Annotated in this window: 14 protein-coding genes; 6 read left to right on the forward strand and 8 right to left on the reverse strand. The window is 70.0% G+C overall.

What is annotated here, in order from left to right; translation table 11 throughout:
* Window positions 1-92: 92 nt before the first annotated feature.
* Window positions 93-1652, forward strand: coding sequence for a DUF1996 domain-containing protein (locus tag ACIRD7_RS23270; RefSeq protein ID WP_403456196.1), 1560 nt, complete (start codon window positions 93-95; stop codon window positions 1650-1652).
* Between the two features lie 89 nt (window positions 1653-1741).
* On the opposite strand, the gene ACIRD7_RS23275 is transcribed toward ACIRD7_RS23270, so the two are convergent.
* The gene (locus ACIRD7_RS23275; RefSeq protein ID WP_403456199.1) at window positions 1742-2173 is read right to left on the reverse strand and encodes a hypothetical protein; all 432 of its coding nucleotides are present in this window, start codon (window positions 2171-2173) and stop codon (window positions 1742-1744) included.
* Between the two features lie 126 nt (window positions 2174-2299).
* Between ACIRD7_RS23275 and ACIRD7_RS23280 the strand changes: the two genes are divergently transcribed.
* The 5 genes from ACIRD7_RS23280 to ACIRD7_RS23300 all read left to right on the forward strand — a co-directional run bounded on the left by ACIRD7_RS23280 (window position 2300) and on the right by ACIRD7_RS23300 (window position 7504).
* Window positions 2300-2788, forward strand: a complete 489-nt coding sequence (locus ACIRD7_RS23280) for a tetratricopeptide repeat protein (RefSeq protein ID WP_403456422.1) — start codon at window positions 2300-2302, stop codon at window positions 2786-2788.
* A 52-nt stretch (window positions 2789-2840) separates the two neighbouring features.
* Window positions 2841-4766, forward strand: coding sequence for a hypothetical protein (locus tag ACIRD7_RS23285; RefSeq protein ID WP_403456201.1), 1926 nt, complete (start codon window positions 2841-2843; stop codon window positions 4764-4766).
* An 82-nt stretch (window positions 4767-4848) separates the two neighbouring features.
* Window positions 4849-5736, forward strand: a complete 888-nt coding sequence (locus ACIRD7_RS23290) for a metal-dependent hydrolase (RefSeq protein WP_403456203.1) — start codon at window positions 4849-4851, stop codon at window positions 5734-5736.
* Window positions 5736-6758 carry a PDR/VanB family oxidoreductase gene (locus ACIRD7_RS23295; protein WP_403456206.1) on the forward strand — a complete coding sequence of 341 codons (1023 nt, stop codon included), beginning with the start codon at window positions 5736-5738 and terminating at the stop codon, window positions 6756-6758. Before ACIRD7_RS23290 ends, ACIRD7_RS23295 begins: the two co-directional genes overlap by 1 nt.
* Window positions 6759-6814: 56 nt before the next feature.
* The gene (locus ACIRD7_RS23300) at window positions 6815-7504 is read left to right on the forward strand and encodes a TetR/AcrR family transcriptional regulator (protein ID WP_403456208.1); all 690 of its coding nucleotides are present in this window, start codon (window positions 6815-6817) and stop codon (window positions 7502-7504) included.
* Window positions 7505-7524: 20 nt separating this feature from the next.
* Here the strand turns inward: ACIRD7_RS23300 and ACIRD7_RS23305 are convergent, their stop codons facing one another.
* The 7 genes from ACIRD7_RS23305 to ACIRD7_RS23335 all read right to left on the reverse strand — a co-directional run bounded on the left by ACIRD7_RS23305 (window position 7525) and on the right by ACIRD7_RS23335 (window position 20484).
* The gene (locus ACIRD7_RS23305; RefSeq protein WP_403456211.1) at window positions 7525-7881 is read right to left on the reverse strand and encodes a 5-carboxymethyl-2-hydroxymuconate Delta-isomerase; all 357 of its coding nucleotides are present in this window, start codon (window positions 7879-7881) and stop codon (window positions 7525-7527) included.
* A gap of 27 nt (window positions 7882-7908) precedes the next feature.
* Window positions 7909-9597 (reverse strand): SpoIIE family protein phosphatase, encoded by a 1689-nt coding sequence (locus ACIRD7_RS23310; protein ID WP_403456213.1) that lies wholly within the window; start codon window positions 9595-9597, stop codon window positions 7909-7911.
* A 75-nt stretch (window positions 9598-9672) separates the two neighbouring features.
* Window positions 9673-15087, reverse strand: a complete 5415-nt coding sequence (gene pulA / locus ACIRD7_RS23315; protein WP_403456214.1) for a pullulanase-type alpha-1,6-glucosidase — start codon at window positions 15085-15087, stop codon at window positions 9673-9675.
* 113 nt (window positions 15088-15200) lie between these two features.
* Window positions 15201-16571: an alpha-amylase family protein gene (locus ACIRD7_RS23320; protein WP_403456216.1), complete on the reverse strand. Its 1371-nt coding sequence runs from the start codon at window positions 16569-16571 to the stop codon at window positions 15201-15203.
* Between the two features lie 160 nt (window positions 16572-16731).
* Window positions 16732-18393 carry a glycoside hydrolase family 13 protein gene (locus ACIRD7_RS23325; protein WP_403456424.1) on the reverse strand — a complete coding sequence of 554 codons (1662 nt, stop codon included), beginning with the start codon at window positions 18391-18393 and terminating at the stop codon, window positions 16732-16734.
* Window positions 18394-18557: 164 nt separating this feature from the next.
* Window positions 18558-19466 carry a sugar ABC transporter permease gene (locus ACIRD7_RS23330; RefSeq protein ID WP_403456218.1) on the reverse strand — a complete coding sequence of 303 codons (909 nt, stop codon included), beginning with the start codon at window positions 19464-19466 and terminating at the stop codon, window positions 18558-18560.
* A gap of 13 nt (window positions 19467-19479) precedes the next feature.
* On the reverse strand, window positions 19480-20484 hold the full coding sequence (locus tag ACIRD7_RS23335) for a carbohydrate ABC transporter permease (protein WP_403456219.1): 1005 nt from the start codon (window positions 20482-20484) through the stop codon (window positions 19480-19482).
* Window positions 20485-20523 lie beyond the last annotated feature (39 nt).

Consider the following 20523-nt stretch of genomic DNA (forward strand, 5'->3'; position numbering starts at 1 on the left):
ACACCCATGGGACGGCCTCCGTATGAAAGGGAGCCGCTTCACTCCTGTCGGGCGCCCTCGATGCCCCCGAAAAAGGAAGTCAGAGGAGTTCCATGGGACGCAACACAAGAAAACGCCGGACGCCGCTGGCCACCAAGGCCATAGCCGCATCGGCAGCCCTAGCGCTCGGCGGGGGCGGGCTTGTATGGGCCAATTTCTACGCTTCGGCGCACGAGGACAACGATGGGTGGAACCAGACGAAGTCCACGAACGCCCAGGTCGCGACGATCAACTGCCCGGATGTCGGCCAGAAGCTGACGAAGGTGCCGAGAAGCGCGCGCAGGGGCGTGGCCAAGGAGCTGGCGCTGCTGGACAGGCAGGTCACGGAGGCCTATAAGCGTCTCGCCGAGACGCGGCAGGCCCAGGCGGGGGACGCCAACTACGTCGACAACGCCATCCTCGGCCCGCTGAAGTCCAAGCGTGTGGCCACGCTCGACCGGATCGGTATCAACATCAACCGGGCCGGCGGCCAGCGCCCGCAGAACCTGGACCAGCTCGCCCAGTGTCAGGGCGTCCCGGCCGAGCAGCCGCAGACCAACGACGGCCAACAGGACGGCGACCAGAACCAGGACGGTCAGGACCAGAACAACGACGGTCAGGACCAGAACCAGGACGGTCAGGACCAGGGCGGCCAGGACGGCGGCGGACAGGACCAGGGCGGCAACGGCGGTCAGGCCGGCAACGGCCCGTCGGCGGACGACTTCGTCGACATCACGCAGGTCCAGGGCAGCGCCCAGCTGGGCGTCGGCGCGAACGGCCTCCCCGCGAACGGGGACAGCGGTTCGACCGGCAGCTTCACCACGAACTGCGGTACCAACGAGAACGAGAACCGCAACTCGGACAACGTGATCGTCGCCCCCGGTGTCAGCAACGGTGCGCAGCACCAGCACGACTACGTCGGCAACCAGGCCAACAACGCTTTCGCGAGCGACCAGGACCTGGCGAACGGCGACACCACCTGCCAGAACCAGGGTGACCGGTCGTCGTACTTCTGGCCGGTGCTGCGTATTCAGGACGGTCAGAACGACATCGACGCGAACGCGCCCGGTGGCGGTCAGGACGGCAACGTCGGCACGATCGTCCAGCCCAGCGAGGCACAGCTGAAGTTCGTCGGCAACAAGACGAGCGATGTCGTCGCGATGCCGCAGGCCCTGCGCATCATCACCGGTGACGCCAAGTCCTTCGTGAACGGCAACAACAACGCCAACGCGAACTGGAGCTGCACCGGCTTCGAGGACAAGGTCCAGCTGCACGACAAGCTCCCGATCTGCCCCGAGGGCAGCTCCGTGGTGCGGACGTCGAACTTCCAGAGCTGCTGGGACCGTCAGAACATCGACAGCGCCAACCACCGTACGCACGTGGCGTTCGTCCAGGGCGACGGCACCTGCGCCAACGGTTTCCAGGCGATCCCCCAGCTCCAGGTCCGCCTGGTCTACGACGTCCCGGCCCCGCAGATCCAGAACGGACAGGTGCAGAACGCCTTCGCGGTGGACTCCTTCCCGGACCAGCTGCACAAGGCGATCACCGACCACAACGACTTCATCAACTTCTTCGACGAGAACACGATGAACCAGATGGTCCAGTGCATCAACAGCGGGCAGGACTGCCAGTAGTCCGCACCCGGTAGGGAAGCCGACACAGCAGGAAGCCGGCGGTGGGAATTCCCACCGCCGGCTTTCGTCGGTCCGGATCCGCGAAAAGGTCAGCTGTGGTGGCCGCCCTTGTTGTGGCTGCCGCCGGGGTTCATGTGCGCGGAACCCTCCTCCATGGTCCCGCCCAGCTTGCTCTGCAGCGTCGTGACCGTGTTCTCCTGGCCGACGGCGACCCACTTGCGGCCGACGAGGTAGTAGCCGCCGTAGTCCTTCGCGCCGCTCAGCCACTCGGCCTGGCCGCGGTCGGTGGCGAAGGTGGCGAGGATGTACCTGTCCTTGCCGGTCTTGCAGATCGCCTGGCGGATCTCGTCGGCGTCGGTCTGCATGTTCGGGTCGCACTTCGCCATGGCGGCCAGATGCTCCAGGCTGCCGGTCGCCGTCTCAGGCACCTCGGCCCCCTTGTCGCCGCCGGAGCCACAGCCGGCCAGCGCGAGCACCGCCACCGCGCCGGTCAGCGCGAGCATCGGTCGGGTCAATGTCATCTGTTCCTCCGGTCCAAGCCGCACAGAGCCCCGGCGGAGCCCTCGTGTCCCATACGGCTGCGGTGTGCGATGCGCTCAAATCAGAGGCTCTCACGGGCACGGGTGTGCGAGTGTGGCCCGGTGGACATGGACTGGGACGACCGCGTGAGCGCGGCTTGGGCGACCTTCGACCGCTACCCCGAGGAGGAGGCGGCCGACTTCCGCGCCGTCATCGACGCCCTCGTCGCCGAACTGCCCGACGACAGCCCGCTCGGCCCGTTCGAGCAGGCCTGCGCGTGGGACTCGACGGGGCACTCGGACAAGGCGGTGCCGCTGTACCGGGAGGCCCTCGCGCGCGGCCTGGACGGTTACAAGGGCCGTCGGGCCAAGATCCAGCTGTCCAGCTCGCTGCGCAACGTCGGGCAGGCGAAGGAGGGTGTCGAACTCCTCACGCCCGAGCTGGACGCGCCCTCCGACGAGCTGGACGACGCGGTCCGCGCGACGCTGGCGCTGTGTCTGTCCAGTCTCGGACGGGACCGGGAAGGGCTGGCGCTCGTACTGGGTGCGCTCGCGCCCCATCTGCCCCGGTATCAGCGGTCGATGGCGAACTACGCCCGCGCTCTGCTGGAGCCCTGAGACCGAGCCCGTACGGCTGTGACCAACCGCCCGTTCGCTCGTTCTGCTGAACGTGCAGTCACAGGATGTCGCCTCACGCCCCGCGCCCGCCTCGGCCGATCCGGTCGTCGACGTCGAGCGGGCCGAGGCCGCGCTCGTCGAGCACTATCCGCGTCTCGTCCGGCTCGCCTACCTGGTACTGCCGCCGAGCCTCGGCCGCAACCGACGCGTGGTGACCGCGCACTCCCTGACCCAGCGCGCCCTGCCCCGGGGCCGGGCGTCGTCGACGTCGGTGATCCCGGCCCAGGCGACGGGCCGGGAAGGCGACCCGGGGTACACCTTCCTGCGCCTGCGGGTCCTGCGTACGGCGCTGGAGGCGGGCCTGCCCCTGGTGCGCCCGGCCTGGCCCAAGCGCTCCCAACTGCCGCCCCTGCTGCCACAGGTCTGGGGCCTGCGCCTCTTCCCCCGGTCGGGCGGCGCCGACGAGCTGGCCCTGGACCAGCGGTTGTCGGCGCTGTCCGGCCCGGCGCGGGCGGCCTACGTCCTGCGCGGCCTGGAGAAGCTCCCGGACGGCGACGTACGCGAGGTGCTGACGGCGGCCGGCGTCGAGGACGTGGACGACGCGCTGGACGAGGCCGACGCCGTACCGGCGCAGTACGCGCTGCTCGACTCCCCCGAGTTCGACCCCTGTTCGCTGCAGGCCCGGCCCACCGACCTGATGCGGCGCAGGCAGCACCTGCGGGCCGCGCTCGCCGCCGGGGCCGCCCTGCTGGTGTGCGGGGCGCTGCTCGGCCTGCCCGGTGAGGGCTGGGCCCCGGACGGTCCGGCCGCGCCCTCGTACGCGCAGAACCCGGCGGCCGAGGCGGCCCTCGACCCGGCCCAGTTGACGAAGGTCCCCGCGCTGGCCTGGCAGTCCTCCGCCCGCACCGACTTCTCGGTGTGGCCCGCGCGCGGCGAACTCACCGGCGACTCGGCCCTGCTGCGCCGCGCCCTGGCCGTCTGGGCCCGCCCCGGCGAGACGGTCACGGTCTCGGCGACCCCGGGCACCCCGGCGGGCGGCCCGCCCGGCGCACCGCAGCTGCTGTACGCGGGGACGATCGACACCGCGCGCGTGGTGATCCTCTACGACGGTCTGCGCATCGCCCGCTACGCCGAGCCGACGGACGGCACGGCCGGCGCCGCCCTGGACTTCTCCCGGGTCGACGGCGCGAGCCGGGCCGGGGCGAGCGCGGTGGTGCTGAGCAGGGCCGACGGCAACGTCCGCTATCTGCTGGCGCCCTGGGTGAAGAGGGCGGCCGAGCGGGATCTGCTGAAGCCGGATTCCGGGGCGATGGACCTCACGGTGACGCGGGGGGTCACCTCGCCGCTGGCGAGTCCCGTCTCCCAGCGGACCGGCGCTTGCTCGTCGTGGAACGTCCTGCAGGTGACCGACACCGCGGGTACCCGGCTGCTGACCGACCTCGCAGAACTGGTCCCGGCGCGCCTCACCGAGGGCCGTCCCGGTGCGGCCGTCGACGTGACCGGCGCGAAGGCGCTGCACGCCTGGGCGCCATACTCCTGCTGGCTGGGCGCGCTGCGCTCCGCGGGGGTGCGGGCGGTCAACTCCTGGACGTTCGCCCGGCAGACGCTGCCCGACGGCACGGGCACGGCGGACTGGGTGTGCACCCGCGCCGAGACCTGGCGGGGCGGGGGCGAGCGGGTGCTGGCCCAGTTCCGCACGCCCGGTACGGCGCAGGCGGCGGTGGTGGCCAAGGCGGAGAACGTGTCGGCGTGCGGGGCGCGGGATCCGCATGTGCTGGCCGGGGTGCTGTGGAAGGCGAAGGCGGGCGACTGGTACCTGATGGCGGCGGGCACCCGCGACACCGGCTCGATCCAGGCGACGGGCGGTGTCGACGCGATCTCCCGGGGCCACCTGCTGGAAGCGCGGACGAAGCAGGGCGCGCAGGCGAAGCTGAAGGCCACGCTGGAGAACGGCCGCTCGATCAACGGGCTTCAGTGAAGAAACCCCGCTGCTGACAGAAATGTAAATAAGGGCGTGCAGAAGGGTTCACCCGAGCCCTACCCGTCAGTACATTGACGCCATGTCTAACACGCCGGACCGCGTGCCCCTCAAGGCGCGCAAGGTGTCCTTCTCCTGGGACGGCACCCCATTGCACTGGGTGCCGGGGGACCCGTTCAGCACGCACACCATCAACGTGCTGCATCTGCTGCTGCCGGCCGGCGAGCGCTGGTTCGTGCACGTCTACAAGCAGGTACTGCCGTACATACGGGACGAGCGACTGCGCAAGGACGTCCTCGGGTTCATCGGGCAGGAGGCGATGCACTCGCAGGCCCACGACGAGGTGCTGCCGCATCTGCGGGAGCAGGGGCTCGACCCGACGCCGTACACCGCGCAGGTCGACTGGCTCTTCGAGAAGCTGCTGGGCGACCGCACGCTGCCACCGGGGCGGGCGCGGAGGTGGTGGCTGATGGAGCGGGTGGCGCTGATCGCGGCGATCGAGCACTACACCGCCTTCCTCGGCGACTGGGTCCTGGGCGCCGAGGAGCTGGACCGCCGCGGCGCCGACCCGACCATGCTGGACCTGCTGCGCTGGCACGGCGCCGAGGAGGTCGAGCACCGGTCGGTCGCCTTCGACCTGTTCATGCACGTCGACGGGGGATACCGGCGACGGGTGCGCACCTGGGCGACCGCGTTCACGGCGCTGGTCTTCCTCTGGCAGCGCGGGTCGCGGTTCTTCATGGAGAACGACCCGACGCTCGTCGACGGCCGGGCGACCTTCAAGGACTTCTACGTCGCGGGCCGGCGCGGCACCCTGCCCGCGACCGGCGACATGCTCAGGTCCATCCCGCGCTATCTGAGCCGCTCCTACCACCCCTCGCAGGAGGGCTCCACGCAGCAGGCCGTCGCCTATCTCGCCACGTCGCCCGCCGCGCTCGCCGCACTCGCCGCGGAGAAGGGTGCCGCCTGATGCCGAAGCCGATGACCGTCGCCGTCGTCGCCGGTGCCGCCCTGCTCGTGCGTCGGGCGATGCGGCGCCGTATCCGGGTCTCGCCCCTGTGGCCGCTGCCCGCCCTCGAGGAACCGGTCTCCGGCCGACCCCGGTCGCGGGCGCTGCGCGTGCTGGTGGCCGCGCGCGAGGAGGTCGCCGAGGGGGTCGTACGCCTGCGGCTGGAGGGGCACGACCTGCCGCGCTGGGAACCCGGCGCCCATCTCGACCTGGTGCTGCCGTCGGGGCTGGTGCGGCAGTACTCGCTGTGCGGCGACCCGGAGGACACCTCGTCGTACACCGTGGCGACGCGGCTGGTCCCGGACGGGCGGGGCGGCTCGCGCGAGGTGCACGAGCAGGTCCGCGAGGGCATGGAGCTGGAGGTGCGCGGACCGCGGAACCGGTTCCCGCTCGTCGAGGCCGAGTCCTACGTCTTCGTCGCGGGCGGCATCGGGATCACCCCGGTGCTGCCGATGCTGCGGGCGCTGCCCGACGGGGTCGAGTGGCGGCTGCTGTACTGCGGGCGCGACCGGGCCTCGATGCCGTTCCTGGAGGACGTCGAGAAGCTGGGCGGGGACCGGGTGACGGTCGTGGAGGGGCTGCCGGACGTCGACGGGTTCCTCGCGGACGTGCCCGAGAGTGCCGCCGTGTACTGCTGTGGACCCGAGGGGCTGATGGCGGCGGTGGCGCGGCGCATCCCCGCGGTCCAGTCGGAGCGGTTCACACCCGGCACCTCGACCGGCGGCGCCTTCGAGGTCGAACTCCGGCGCAGCGGACGGACGTTGAGCGTGGCCGCCGACTCGACCGTCCTGGCCGCCGTGCGCGCAGAGTTGCCGGACACCGCCTACTCCTGCGAGCAGGGCTTCTGCGGGACCTGCCAACAGCGGGTGCTGGAGGGCGAGGTGGACCACCGGGACGAGTTGCTCACGGACGCGGAGCGTGGCGACTCCATGCTGATCTGTGTGTCGCGGGCGCGGGGTGATCGGCTCGTACTGGATATGTGAACGCCTGTGGTCACTCCGGTCCGTTCGGGGCCGGAATCGATCGGTAAGGTGTTCGCATGACTACCGGGGTACGGCGAAGAATGGGAGTCGAGGAGCGGCGGCAGCAGTTGATAGGCGTCGCCCTCGAACTGTTCAGCCAGCGCTCGCCCGACGATGTCTCCATCGACGAGATAGCCGCGGCCGCGGGCATCTCGCGGCCGCTGGTCTATCACTATTTCCCCGGCAAACTCAGCCTGTACGAAGCCGCGTTGAAGCGTGCCGCGGAGGAATTGGCGGGCCGTTTCGTCGAGCCGCGGGAAGGGCCGCTGGGGGCGCGGCTGCTGCGGGTGATGCGGCGGTTCTTCGACTTCGTCGACGACCACGGCCCCGGTTTCTCGGCGCTGATGCGGGGTGGCCCGGCGGTCGGCTCGACGGCGACGAACGCACTGATCGACTCCGTGCGGCAGGCCGCGTATGTCCAGATCCTTTCGCATCTGCGCGTGGAGAATCCGCCGGCGCGCCTGGAACTGGTCGTCCGCTCATGGATCTCGCTCGCCGAGTCGACGGCGCTGATCTGGCTGGACGGCCGGCGCATCCCGCGCGCCGAGCTGGAGGTCCAGCTCGTGCACGACTTCGCGGCACTCGCCGCCGTCAGCGCCGCCCAGGACGAGGAGATGGGCACCCTGCTGCGCGGCATGCTCAAGGAAGAGCCGGCCGACGGCCCGTTCGCGGACCTGGTCACCCGGCTCCTGTCACTGGCGTCCTAGGACCCGTCCTAGGGCGGGTCCTAGCGGTCGAACTTGCGGTACGACGGGTCGAGGTCGCGGACCTCGGCGGAGGCGTGGAGCACGGTGCCGTCGTCCTCGATGTGCTTGCGGAGCAGTTCCAGGACCGCCTCGGTCAGCTTCGCCTTGGTCTCCTCGCTGCGCCCGGCGAGCAGGCCGAGGGTGACATGGACGACCGCGTGGCGCTGCTCAGCGGGGTCCTCGTAGCCGAAGGCCGTGTACTGGCCGGGCCGGAACTGCGTCTTGCACGCCTCCGGCTTGGCCGCCGCGATCTCGACGGTCGCGGCGTGCAGGTCCCGGGCGAACGCCGCCCGGTCGAAGGAGATCGTCTGCGAGTGGTCGACGGTGATCTGCGGCATGGGCACTCCTGTTCTACGTGGCAGCGCTCACCCTAGCCGCAGGGCCAGCATCGCGATGTCGTCCTCCCGGTCGCGCCCGAAGCAGCCCAGCAGGGTGTCGCACAGCCCGTCGAGGCCGGCCGGGGCGCCGGCGGCGGCCGTGCGCAGCTGCTCCATGGACGCGGTGAGGTCGATGCCGCGGGTCTCGATGAGGCCGTCGGTGACCATCAGCAGACGGTCCCGCCGGTCGAGCACCAGCTCGGTCGGCTCGGGTCGGTCCAGGGCGAGCCCGAGCAGCGGACCGGACACCGGGACGTACTCGGCCTCGCCCGCCTCCCGCACCAGGACCGGCGGGATGTGGCCCGCGTTGGCGATCCGGACCCGCCCGGTGCCGGGGTCGACCAGGGCGAGGCAGACCGTTGCGGTGACCTCGGGGTGGTAGTGCAGCAGCATCCGGTCGAGCCGCTCGGCGAGCGCGCGCGGGTCGCTCTCCTCGACGCAGTAGGCGCGCAGCGCGTGCCGGATCTCCACCATCACGGTGGCCGCGTCCAGCGAGTGCCCGACGACGTCCCCGACCGCGGTGAGCACCCCGCCCGGGGTGCGCAGGGCGGCGTAGAAGTCCCCGCCGATCTCGGTCTGCCGGGAGGCGGGCACGTACCGCACGACGAGGTCCACACCCGGCAGGTCGGGCAGCCGGTGCGGCTGGGGCAGGAAGCTGTGCTGGAGGGTGAGGGCGATGTCCCGCTCCGCCTGGTACATGAGGAGGGGTTCGGCGGCGAGCGCGGTGGCCTCCGCGAGGCGCTCCGCGTCGAGCGCCGCCGAGAGTGCCGCGTCGTGCCGGCGGGCGTCCGCGGCTTCGTCGGGGCGGCTCGCGCGGTTCCCCGCGCCCCTGAAGGGCGCGACGGGTACCGCCGTCCGGTGCGCGGGCGTGGCTACGCACACCAGGGCCCGTCCCTCCTGGGCCGGCGCCAGTATCAGGTGGGCGTCGTCCTGCACGCCGGGACGGAAGAGACCCGTCGGCCACACGGGCGCCGGGACGACGGTGCTGTGGACGCCGGCCCGCCGGTCCGCGATCCGCGTGATCAGCCGGGCCGCGGCCTGGTGCGGGCCCGCGTCGGACAGGGCGAGCCGACTGCGAGACGTGCCGTGGTGGGCTTCGCCGTCCGGGCCGATGACGAAGACGACCGCCGGTGTTCCGGTGAGCCGGGCCGCGCCCGCGGCGGCCGCGTCCGCCAGTTCCTCCAGGCAGCGCGCGGTCTGCACGGTGATGATGGCCTGGGAGAGCAGTGTCAGCCGGTGGGCGAGCGCCTCGGCCTCGGTGCGCTTGCGCGCCCTGCGGACCGCCGCGTGGACGACGGCCTGGATCTCCCTCGGCTCGGCCGGCACCGGCAGAAAGGCGTCGGCGCCCGCGTCCAGTCCCCGGCACCGGTCCTTCGCGCCCACGGCCGTCGCGGAGAAGTGGACCACGGGCAGGGCGGCGGTGGACGGCCGGGACTTGACCCGGCGGCACAGTTCGAAGCCGCTCATGTCCGGCAGCCCGACGTCGACGAGCGCCACGTCCGGCAGGGTGCCCGCCCGCAGCCAGGTGTCGAGCTCGCTCAGCGCCTCGCCCGCGCTCGCGACCGGGACGACGTCATGGCCCGCGCGGCGCAGCACCGCGCCCATGGCGTAGCGGTTGGTCGGGACGTCGTCGACGACCATCACGGTCGCGCCCGACTGCTTGACGTTACGGTCCATCGTCGGCAGCCCTTGGATACGCGTGAGTGGGGCGGCCCCGGTGATCGGGCACGCCCCACTCAACCTAGCGTCGTGTCACCCGGCCCGGGTGAAGACGGCGACAGTACGACCCGGAACGGCGAACGTACCGGTTTCCTCCTCGTAGGACGCCGACTTGACGATAGGGTCCGCGCCCGAGGACTGCACCGGATGCAGTCGGTACCCCTCGCCGGTGAGCGAGGCGACGCGCTGCTCCTGCTTGCCGGGGGACGCGTTGAAGACGACCACGAGGTCACCGAGCCGCATGGTGATCACGCCGGGCGTCTCGTCCGTGCCGGACAGCGGGAAGGACAGCGCGGCCTGCACCTGGTCGGCCGTGTCGAGGGAGAAGGCGCTCTCCGTCGTACGGATCCGCAGCAGGTCCCGGTACGCCGCCGAGGTGCCCTCGATCTGCTCGCAGCCGACCTTGACGGTGCCGAGCAGCGGCCGCGCGTACGGCCACTTGGAGGCGTTGTCGGCCGCAGGCGGCAGCCCCCGTCCGAAGCCGTTGCCGTCGGCGCAGTTCCAGTGGATGGCGTTGAACCAGTCGCCGCTGTCGTAGGAGTTGCGGTCCAGCGACTTCGAGCGCAGCAGGTCGGTGCCGGCCTGGGAGAGCGCCGGGCCCTGCGAGAGGGCGGCCGTGGCCATGGCGAGGACCTGCATCCGGGCGCGGTCGGCCGCGCTCGTGCCGGCGGGCAGCTTGAACGCCAGCGCGTCGAACAGTGACTCGTTGTCGTGCGCGTCCGCGTAGGCGAGGGCGTCGCCGGGGGCGGCCGCGTATCCGGCGGGCGCGCCGTTGTAGTCGACCTCGGAGCCCTTGACCTCCTTGCCCGCGGTGTCGGTGAAGCGGTAGCCGGCGAGGTTGCCGGACAGGCCGACCTTGATGAGGTCCTGGTAGTGCAGCAGGCGTGCCTTCTGCTCCTCGGGAGTGCCGTTGTTCTTCGAGGAGTTGGGCTCGGTGTAGAGCCCGGAGGCGAAGCCCTGGACGCCGGGGTCCTCGTCGAAGGGGCCGCCGCCGCGTACGGCGTCGCGAGCCCGGTCGGAGAAGGTCGCGATCCCCGTCCCCGCCATGTTCTTCTGCGTGGCCTGGACGAAGCGGGCGTCGTCGGCGACCTCGCCGAAGTTCCAGCCCTCGCCGTACAGGATGATCTTCTTGCCGTCGACGCCGTCCTTGGCGAGGGTCAGGGCGTCGAGCGCCTTCCTGACGGCCAGGATGTTGGCCTTCGGGTGGTGCCCCATGAGGTCGAAGCGGAAGCCGTCGACCTTGTACTCCTTGGCCCAGGTGACGATCGAGTCGACGACCAGCTTGCCCATCATGGCGTTCTCGGTGGCGGTGTTGGCGCAGCAGGTGCTGTTCGCGACCGAGCCGTCGGCGAGGAGGCGCTGGTAGTAGCCGGGGACGATGCGGTCCAGGACGCTGGTGTCCGCCTGGCCGCTGGCCGCCGTGTGGTTGTAGACGACGTCCATGACGACGCGCAGGCCGTCCTCGTTGAGCGCCTTGACCATCCTGCGGAACTCGACGGTACGCGCGGTGCCGTCCGGGTCGGAGGCGTAGGAGCCCTCCGGGACCGTGTAGTGGTACGGGTCGTAGCCCCAGTTGTAGGCGTCCTTCGCGGCGGTCTTCGCCACGCACTCCTGCTGCTTGTCGGAGTCGGCCGGGAAGGAGGCGAGGTCACAGTCGGGACTCGCCTGGTCGGACTTCCTCTCGGGGATGGTGGCGATGTCGAAGGCCGGCAGCAGATGGACGTACGACGTGCCCGCCTCGGCCAGCTTCCTCAGGTGCTTGGAGCCGTCGCTGAGCTTGTCGGTGAAGGCGAGGTAGGTGCCCTTGTCCTTCGCGGGCACCGTCTTGTCCGCCACCGAGAAGTCGCGGACGTGCAGTTCCTGGATCTGCGCGTCCTTCAGCGGCACGGCCCTGGGCTTGGTGTAGGTGGACCAGCCGCTCGGCGCCAGGGTCCGGTCGTCGAGGTCGACGAGCAGGCTGCGCTCGGAGTTCGCGGTGAGGGCGACCGAGTAGGGGTCGGTGACCTTGTTGGTGACGACCTTGCGGACGCTGGGCGCCCAGACCTTCACGACGTACCGGTAGGGCTTGTTCTTCCAGGACTTGGGGCCGGTCACGGACCAGACGCCGGTGGTGTCGCTGCGCTTCATGGCGACGGTGGAGTCACCGATCTCCAGCTTCACGGACTGTGCCGTGGGCGCCCAGACGGCGAGCGTCGGACGGCCCTTGTCGAAGACCGGCCCGAGGTCCGCCTTCGTCGCGGCGGGGTACAGGTCGTCGAGCACGCCGGGGGTCTGCACACCGGTGGCGGCGAGCACGGCGCCGTTGGCGGCGCGCTGGGAGGCCACGACCTGACCGTTCAGGGCCTCGCGGACCCGGTCGCGGTCGCGTGGGTCGACGGAGAAGGCGGTGTAGTCCTTCAGGTGCGGGAACTTCGCCTTCTGGGCGTCGGCGAGGGAGCTCCTGGACAGCCGGAGCCACTTGGCGTCGCCGGTCAGCGCGCCGTCCTTCACCGCGGTGTCGCCGTCCCGGCTGTACAGCAGCTGGGTGGAGGCGGCGGCCTCGGAGCCGTTCCAGGCGACCGTGTGGCGGTCGATCCAGACCGCCTTGGCGGTGGTCAGGTCGAGCGCGGCGGCGGACCCGGCCGGCTGCGGGAGCAGGTACTTCTCCTGGCCGCTCAACAGCCACACCTCGTGGCCGTTCGCCGTGAGGTCGAGCGACTGGTCGGCGGGCAGATCCTTCTCGTCGCCCTTGTGGAGGATGTAGCTGAGACTGGTGGCACCGTCGGTGAGCGGTACCTCGAAGACCGCACCATAGCTATCAGTCTTGACCGGCTTCAGCGGGTTCGACCACTCGGTGGGGTTCGCGGCACCCGTCCAGGTGTGCAGACCCCAGCCGTCGTAGGCGCCGTCGGCGCGGTGGTAGTGCAGGACGGCCTTGGACTTGTCCGGCGCCGGGTAGTCGGCCGCCGGCTTCTCGGTGAGCACGGCCTCCTTGCCCTGCTCGACCCAGATCTCGCCGGTCTTGGTGACGTCGATCGTGCGGTCGGTGGAGACGTCCTTGTTGCCGTTCTTGTCGATGACGAGGTAGCCGACGGACGAGGCGCCCGGCTTCAGCTTGACGTAGGCGAAGGCGCCGTAGGAGTCACGGCCGGTGAAGGGGTGGCTGTCCGGCCAGTTCGTGGACTCGCCCTCGGCGATGTCGCCCCAGGCGTACACGCCCCAGTTCGCGTAGTCGCCGTCGGCGCGCTTGTAGTGGACGACCGCGTAGTCGCGGGAGGAGGCCGTGGGGGGCTCGGGCGCGGGCGGGGTGCCCGTGGTGGAGGCCGCCGTGGCGCTCTTCGTGCGGCCCGCCGAGTCGATCACGACGGCCTTGTAGCGCAGGGCGGTGCCGGCCGGTACGTCCTTGCCGAGGACCTGCGTCACCTTGTACGGGGCGTGGTCGGCGGAGCCGAGGGTCTTCCACTTGCCGTTGCCGACCTGTGCGGCGAAGACGACGCGGCCCAGCTGTCCGCCGTCGACGTCGGCGCCGATCTCGACCGTTCCGGTGGCGCCGGCCGCCGGGGCCTTGAGCGTGATGAGCGGCGCGGTCGCCGGCTTCGCGGGACGGCCGGCCGCCTCGAGGACGATCGCCGAGCCGGCCGGCACGGTGACGGTGAGCTTGCTGCCGCCGTCGCTCTTCGGGGTGGCCGAGCTGCCGTAGAGGCCCTTGTACGTCATGTTCGCGGAGCCGACCGGCAGCGTCGCGGTCTTCGCCTCACCGGCGTTGTTGAAGGCGACGAGGTATTCGGCGCCCGTCTTCGCGTCGGTGCGCGAGAAGGCGTAGATCCCGGCGCCGTCGGCCGCGTACCGCTCGGTCTGGACACCGTCGGCGAGGGCCGGGTGGGCCTTGCGGAGCTTGGAGAGGGACGCGATCTGCCGGTACAGCGGCGCGCTGGTGTCGTAGGCGTCGCTCGCGTGGGTGCGGTCGGTGCCGATCTGGTCGTCGTCGAGGTAGTCGGCGGTCTTCGAGGCGAACAGGGTCTGGCGGGCGTCCTTGTCGCCGCCGGCGCCCGTGAAGCCCTGTTCGTCGCCGTAGTAGACGACGGGGTTGCCGCGGCTGAGGAACATGAGCTCGTTGGCGAGCCCGTCCTTCTTCAGCAGCTCGGCGTCGGTCGCGTCCGGGTCGTCCTGCTTCAGGAAGTATCCGATGCGGCCCATGTCGTGGTTGCCGAGGAAGGTGACCTGCTCGTAGGCGTTGGCCTTGTCGGTCGTGTACTTGTAGTCGTCGCCGAAGACGCCCGCGAGTTTCTTCGCGCTGCCGCCCTGGGAGGCGTACTGGCGTGCCGCCTCCTGGAAGGGGAAGTCGAGCGTGGCGTCGAGGCGGCCCTCGGTGACGTAGGGCGAGGTGACGTTCGTGTCGGCGGAGTACACCTCGCCGAACATGAAGAAGTCGTCGCGGCCCCGCTTGGCCGCGTAGGAGTCGAGGGCCGTGGCCCACTGGGTCCAGAACTCCATGTTGACGTGCTTCACGGTGTCGATCCGGAAGCCGTCGATGTCGAAGTCCCGCACCCAGCGCTGGTAGATCCTCTCCATACCGCCGACGACCTCGGGACGCTCGGTCCACAGGTCGTTGAGCCCGGAGAAGTCGCCGTGGGTGGAACTCTCACCGGCGAAGGTGGAGTCGCCGCGGTTGTGGTACATCGTCGGGTCGTTGAGCCACGACGGGACCTTGGCGTTCTTCTTCGCGGCGGGCACCGTGGGCGTGCGCGGGAAGGAGTCCCTGTCCACGGCCGGGAAGGCGGACTTTCCGTCCGCGTAGTCGGCGTCGTCGAAGGGCTTGCCGTCCTTGGTCAGATACGGGAACGCGCCCTTGGAGAGGTAGTCGTAGGACTTCTCCTCGTAGTCGACGACGTCGGCCGTGTGGTTGGTGATGACGTCGAAGAAGACCTTCATGCCCTTGGCGTGCGCCTTGGAGATGAGGGTCTGAAGGTCCTTGTTGGTGCCGAAGTGCGGGTCGACCTGGGTGAAGTCGGTGATCCAGTAGCCGTGGTAGGCGGCGGAGGCGTTGCTCCCGGTGCCCTGCACGGGCTGGTTCTTGAAGATCGGGGCCATCCAGATGGCGGTGGTGCCGAGGCCCTTGATGTAGTCCAGGCGCTTGGTCAGGCCCTTGAGGTCGCCGCCCTGGTAGAAGCCCTTGTCGGTGGGGTCGTAGCCGGTGGCGAGGCGCGAACCGGTCAGGCCGCCCTTGTCGTTGCCGGTGTCACCGTTGGCGAAACGATCCGGCAGGACGAAGTAGAACTGGTCGCGGGTGACGTCGTGCCGGGCGGGCTCGGCGGCGAGCCGGGCGTCGGACGGGGGCGGAGGCGGGGTGTCGGCCCGCGCCGCGAGGGGTTGGACGAGCGCTGCGGCCAACGCGGCTGCGGTGACCGCGGCGACCCGTCCGACGGTGGCTGTGCGGCGCCTCGACGGCGACGGCCATCTCGGTATCACAGATGGACTCCTTGCGATTACGGCTCAGTGGGTCCGACCCCGCGCGACCGTATCGCCGCCGCAACGCTTACAGCAAGAGGCGTGAAACCATCGGTAAAAACTTTCAGTTGGGCTCAGCAGCCGCTCTTGCCGGCGTAGATCGCCAGAGCGGTGTTGGAGCCCAGCGTGGCCGTGAGCTGGCCGCTGGAGTTCACCGTCACGCTCGTGTTGTTCTGCACGTTGCAGTACGTCCCGGCGGGGAGCGACGTCTGGTAGGTGCGGCTCAGCGAGCCCGACTCGTGGTTGATGGCCACGAAGCCCTTGCTCCCCCGCCCGAAGGCGATGGCGTCGCCCCCGTTGTCCCACCAGTTGGTGACGGCCTCGCCGCGCGTGGCGTTGCGGAAGGCGACCATCGACTTGATCTCCGGCCAGTTGTGCTGGCACTTCCAGCCGTTCTGCCAGCAGGCGATCACCGAGCCGCCGCCCGGCGGCCCGGCGTCCGTGTCGGAGAACTCGTAGCCGGAGTTGATGTCGGGCGCGCCGTAGGGCCAGGCGAGCATGAAGACGTGGGCCAGCGTGTAGTTGGCGCCGTCCTTGTAGTTGAGGGTGGAGCCGTTGCGCTCGGTGTCGTGATTGTCGACAAAGACACCGGAGACGCCGCTGCTCATGTAGCCCCAGCCCTCGCCGTAGTTCTTCAGGTAGGCGAGGTTCTCGTTGTTGAAGACCCGCTTGAGGTCGTAGGCGTAGCGGAACTCCTGGACGTCCCCGTTGCCCGTGTACTCGGTGGGCTGGACGGCCTCGCCGCTGCCGTGAATGGCCTCCTGCTTCCAGTACACGGAGGGGTTGCTCAGGCGGGACTTGATGTTGGCGAGGTCGGCGGCGTCCATGTGCTTGGCCGCGTCGATGCGGAAGCCGTCGACGCCGAGCGAGAGCAGGTCGTTCATGTAGCCGGCGATGGCGCCGCGGACGTAGGACTCGCCGGTGTCCAGGTCGGCGAGGCCGACCAGCTCGCAGTGCTGGACGTTCCAGCGGTCCTGGTAGTTGCTGATCTGGCTCGTGCAGTCGTCGAAGTCGAACGACGAGTACAGGCCCGGGTAGTTGTACTTCGTGTACGACGAGCCGCCGGTGCCGGTGCCGCTGCCGGCCGCCATGTGGTTGATGACGGTGTCGACGACGACCTTCACCCCGGCCGCGTGGCAGGTGTTGACCATGTTCTGGAAGGCCGCGCGGTCGCCCAGGCGCCCGGCGATCTTGTAGCTCACCGGCTGGTACGAGGTCCACCACTGCGCGCCCTGGATGTGCTCGGCGGGCGGGGAGACCTGGACGAAGCCGTAACCGGCGGGGCCGAGGGTGCTGGTGCACTCCTTGGCGACGGAGGCGAAGTTCCACTCGAACATCACGGCGGTGACGTCCTTGGTGCCGGGTGGGGAGGCCTGCGCTGTAGCCGGGGGCATGACAAGTGCGGCGGCCAGTATGACGGCCCCCGCGAGGGTTCTGCGTGCCATGTGGGGTTCCTTCTCCGTTGAAGGCTCTTGCTGTTGAAGGCTCTTGCTGAAAACTTTCAACTACCTTGCGGTGACGGAGATGTTAAAGGCCCGCTGCCTGAAAGGGCAGCGGGCCGTGTGAAATTCAATGAAAGAAGTTGCAGGGCAACCTCGGGGCGCGTCAGGCCGTCGTCCACCACACGGTGGTGTCGCCCGGCACCTTCGCCTCGCCGCCCGTCTCGCTGACCTCACCGCTGGCGAGCAGCAGACGGCCGTACGCCGGGGTCGTCACCGACTCCTCGCCGGTGTTGGCGACGCAGACGAACTCCCCGCGCCGGAAGGCGAGGACGCCCTCGGGCGCCTTCAGCCACTCCACCGCGTCGCCGGCCCCCAGATCGGGCTGCGCGCGGCGGGCGGCGAGCGCGGAGCGGTACAGCTCCAGGGTGGAGCCGGGGTCGCCGGTCTGCCCCTCGACGCTCAGCTCGCCCCAGCCCTCCGGCTGCGGCAGCCAACTGCCGCCCGTGCCGAAGCCGTACGACGATCCCGTGCGGGTCCACGGGATCGGCACCCGGCAGCCGTCCCGGAAGCCGTCCTGACCGGCGCCGCGGAAGTACGCCGGGTCCTGGCGCACCTCGTCGGGCAGGTCGACGACGTCCGGGAGCCCGAGCTCCTCGCCCTGGTAGATGTACGCCGAGCCGGGCAGGGCCAGCATCAGCAGGGTGGCCGCGCGCGCCCGGCGCAGGCCCAGCTCGCGGTCGCCGGCCGTGCGGATCTGGGTGCCGAGGCCGGGCGGGTTGGCGAAGCGGGTGGCGTGGCGGGTGACGTCGTGGTTGGACAGGACCCAGGTGGCGGGGGCGCCGACCGGGCGCATCGCCTCCAGGGTGCGGTCGATGACCTCGCGCAGCTCCTGAGCGTCCCACTCCGTCGACAGGTACTGGAAGTTGAAGGCCTGGTGCAGCTCGTCCGGACGGACGTAGTTCGCGGTGCGCTCGACGGTCGGGGTCCAGGCCTCGGCGACGAAGATGCGCTCACCGGCATACTCGTCGAGGACCGTGCGCCACTGCCGGTAGATCCCGTGCACACCGTCCTGGTCGAAGAACGGCATGACATCGTTGCCCAGCAGCTTGAGCTGATCATGGGAACCGAGGTCGGGCAGGCCCTCCGCCTTCACAAGGCCGTGTGCCACGTCGATCCGGAAGCCGTCGACGCCCATGTCCAGCCAGAAGCGGAGGATCGAGCGGAACTCGTCCCCGACGGCCGGGTGCTCCCAGTTGAAGTCGGGCTGCTCGGGCGCGAAGAGGTGCAGGTACCACTCGCCGTCCGCGACCCGCGTCCACGCCGGACCGCCGAAGATGGACTCCCAGTCGTTGGGCGGCAGTTCGCCGTTCTTCCCCTTGCCGGGGCGGAAGTGGTAGCGGTCGCGCAGCGGGGAGCCGGGGCCCTCCGCGACCGCCCGCTTGAACCACTCGTGCTGGTCCGAGGAGTGGTTCGGGACCAGGTCGACGATGATTCTGAGGCCCAGTTCGTGGGCGTCACGGATCAGCGCGTCCGCGTCGAGCAGGTTGCCGAACATCGGGTCGACGGCCCGGTAGTCGGCGACGTCGTAGCCGGCGTCGGCCTGCGGCGAGGCGTAGAAGGGGCTGAGCCACACGGCGTCCACACCGAGGTCGCGCAGGTACGGCAGGCGGGAGCGTACGCCTTCCAGGTCGCCCATGCCGTCGCCGTTGCTGTCGGCGAAGCTGCGCGGATAGACCTGGTAGATCACCGCATCCCGCCACCAGTCGCCGCGCTTGGCTTTGGCGGGGTTCGGGGCCGGGGCGATGGCGGAGTGCTGCTGGCTCATGGCGTCCTTGATGCGTAACAGGGTCATGGGGTCAGGTGTGCGTACAAGTGATGACGAGGCGGTCGCGGTGACAGCGGGGTCGGATGGCCACCGCGACCGCCTCGGGTCCTTCGGGGAGGGGCGCGACCGGCCAGGGCGGCGCCGCAGCCGATCGGCAGCCGGCGTCAGCCCTTCGTGCCGCCCGCGGTGAGCCCGGTGACCAGGTTCCGCTGCACGAAGTAGAAGAACGCGGACACGGGTATGGCGATCAGCACCGCCGTGGCGGCCATCAGGTTGCGCTGCGCGTCGTGCTCGCTCACGAAGGTCTGCAGTCCGACCGCGAACGTGTACTTCGTGTCGGACAGCATGAACGTCGACGCGAACGCGACCTCACCGAAGGCCGTGAGGAAGCTGTAGAACGCGGCGACCGCCAGGCCCGGCTTGGCGAGCGGCAGGATCAGCCGCCCGAAGGTGCCGAAGGGGCTCAGGCCGTCGACGCGTCCGGCCTCGTCGATCTCGAACGGGATCGTGTCGAAGTAGCCCTTCATCAGCCAGGCACAGTACGGCACGGTCGTCGAGCAGTAGACGAGGATGAGACCGAGGTAGTTGTCGATGAGCTGGACCTCGGACAGGATCTGGTACATCGGCACCATGAGCACCGCCACCGGGAACATCTGGGTCACGAGCAGCACCCACATGAACTTCTTGTAGCCCGGGAAGCGCATCCGCGAGACCGCGTAGCCGGTGGTGGCGGAGATGATGACGCCGATCAGCGTGGTGCCCAGCGTGACGATCAGGGTGCTCGTCAGCCAGTCGAAGAACTTGGTCTCCTGCAGCACGTACGTGTAGTTGTCCAGCGTCATCTTCCCCCAGATGCCACCGGGGTGGAGGTAGTCGTCCTTGTCCGGGCCGAGGGACAGGAAGACCAGCCAGGCCACGGGGAAGAGCGCGATCAGGCTCGCCACGATCAGGATGCCGTGCGAGGTGAGGGACGTGCCGAGGCTGTTCTCGCCGCGGCGGCGTCCCTTGCGCGGGGTGGCGGTAGGCGCGGAGTCCTTCTTGGTCACCGGGTTCTCCACAGTGGTCGTACTCATGGGGACTCCTGCCTCAGATCGCGAGCTGCTGGTCGTTGCGGTTCAGCCAGCGGCGGTAGAAGGAGGTGAAGACGATCAGGATGGCCAGCAGCAGCATGCCGTAGGCGGCCGACTGCGCGAAGTCACGCGGCTGCTGTCCGAAGCCGAGGTAGTAGGCCCACGTGACCAGGATCTGGGCGTCCGGGGCGGTGTCGCCGAACAGCAGGAAGATGATGGCGAACTGGTTGAAGGTCCAGATGATGCCGAGCAGGACGACGGTGGAGCTGACGGACCGCAGGCCCGGCAGCGTGACGTACCGGAACTGCTGCCAGCGGCTGGCACCGTCCATCTCGGCCGCCTCGTACAGCGACGAGTCGATGGACTGCAGCCCGCCGAGCAGCGAGAGCATCATGAACGGCACACCGCACCAGGTGTTGACCATGATCGCGGCGAACCGCTGCCAGAAGGTGTCCTCCAGCCACAGCGGTGTCGGCAGGTGGAGCGTCTCCAGGAACGAGTTGATGATGCCGCCGTCGGCGAGCATGAACCGCCAGCCGAACACGGTGACGAAGGTCGGCACGGCCCACGGCAGGATCAGGATCAGCCGGTACAGGGTGCGCCCGCGCAGCTTCTGGTTGAGCAGCAGGGCGAGGCCGAGGCCGATCGTGTAGTGGAGGGTGACGCAGGCCGCCGTCCAGAAGATCGTCCAGATGAAGTGCGACCAGAAGCGGTCGTAGGCCGTCTCGCCCCACAGGATGTCGGCGTAGTTGTCGAAGCCGATGAACTTGTACGTGGCCTCGATCTCGTTGACGCCGATGGTGCGGGCGCTGTTGAGGCTGTTGGCGTCGGTGAGCGTGAGGTAGAAGCCGTACACCAGCGGATACAGCACGAGGACGCCGAGGACGATCACCACCGGAGCGATCATCGCGTAGGCGTACCAGTGCTTCTGGTAGCCGTGCTTCAGGCGCTGGCCCAGCCCGGGCCGCGGCGCGCGGTCACCGCGGCGCTTGCCGGTCGCGCGGTCGATGGCGACTGTCATGGTTCGACAACCTTCTCGAAGATCAGCAGATCAGGGGGT

The sequence above is a fragment of the Streptomyces sp. NPDC093568 genome (genome assembly GCF_044764945.1).
Taxonomy (GTDB): domain Bacteria; phylum Actinomycetota; class Actinomycetes; order Streptomycetales; family Streptomycetaceae; genus Streptomyces.

Bases quoted from the DNA above. Each gene is read 5' to 3' on its own strand.
- ACIRD7_RS23270 (WP_403456196.1), top strand. From the start codon at position 93: ATGGGACGCAACACAAGAAAACGCCGGACGCCGCTGGCCACCAAGGCC.
- ACIRD7_RS23275 (WP_403456199.1), bottom strand. From the start codon at position 2,173: ATGACATTGACCCGACCGATGCTCGCGCTGACCGGCGCGGTGGCGGTG.
- ACIRD7_RS23280 (WP_403456422.1), top strand. From the start codon at position 2,300: ATGGACTGGGACGACCGCGTGAGCGCGGCTTGGGCGACCTTCGACCGC.
- ACIRD7_RS23290 (WP_403456203.1), top strand. From the start codon at position 4,849: ATGTCTAACACGCCGGACCGCGTGCCCCTCAAGGCGCGCAAGGTGTCC.
- ACIRD7_RS23295 (WP_403456206.1), top strand. From the start codon at position 5,736: ATGCCGAAGCCGATGACCGTCGCCGTCGTCGCCGGTGCCGCCCTGCTC.
- ACIRD7_RS23300 (WP_403456208.1), top strand. From the start codon at position 6,815: ATGACTACCGGGGTACGGCGAAGAATGGGAGTCGAGGAGCGGCGGCAG.
- ACIRD7_RS23305 (WP_403456211.1), bottom strand. From the start codon at position 7,881: ATGCCGCAGATCACCGTCGACCACTCGCAGACGATCTCCTTCGACCGG.
- ACIRD7_RS23310 (WP_403456213.1), bottom strand. From the start codon at position 9,597: ATGGACCGTAACGTCAAGCAGTCGGGCGCGACCGTGATGGTCGTCGAC.
- ACIRD7_RS23320 (WP_403456216.1), bottom strand. From the start codon at position 16,571: ATGGCACGCAGAACCCTCGCGGGGGCCGTCATACTGGCCGCCGCACTT.
- ACIRD7_RS23325 (WP_403456424.1), bottom strand. From the start codon at position 18,393: ATGAGCCAGCAGCACTCCGCCATCGCCCCGGCCCCGAACCCCGCCAAA.
- ACIRD7_RS23330 (WP_403456218.1), bottom strand. From the start codon at position 19,466: ATGAGTACGACCACTGTGGAGAACCCGGTGACCAAGAAGGACTCCGCG.
- ACIRD7_RS23335 (WP_403456219.1), bottom strand. From the start codon at position 20,484: ATGACAGTCGCCATCGACCGCGCGACCGGCAAGCGCCGCGGTGACCGC.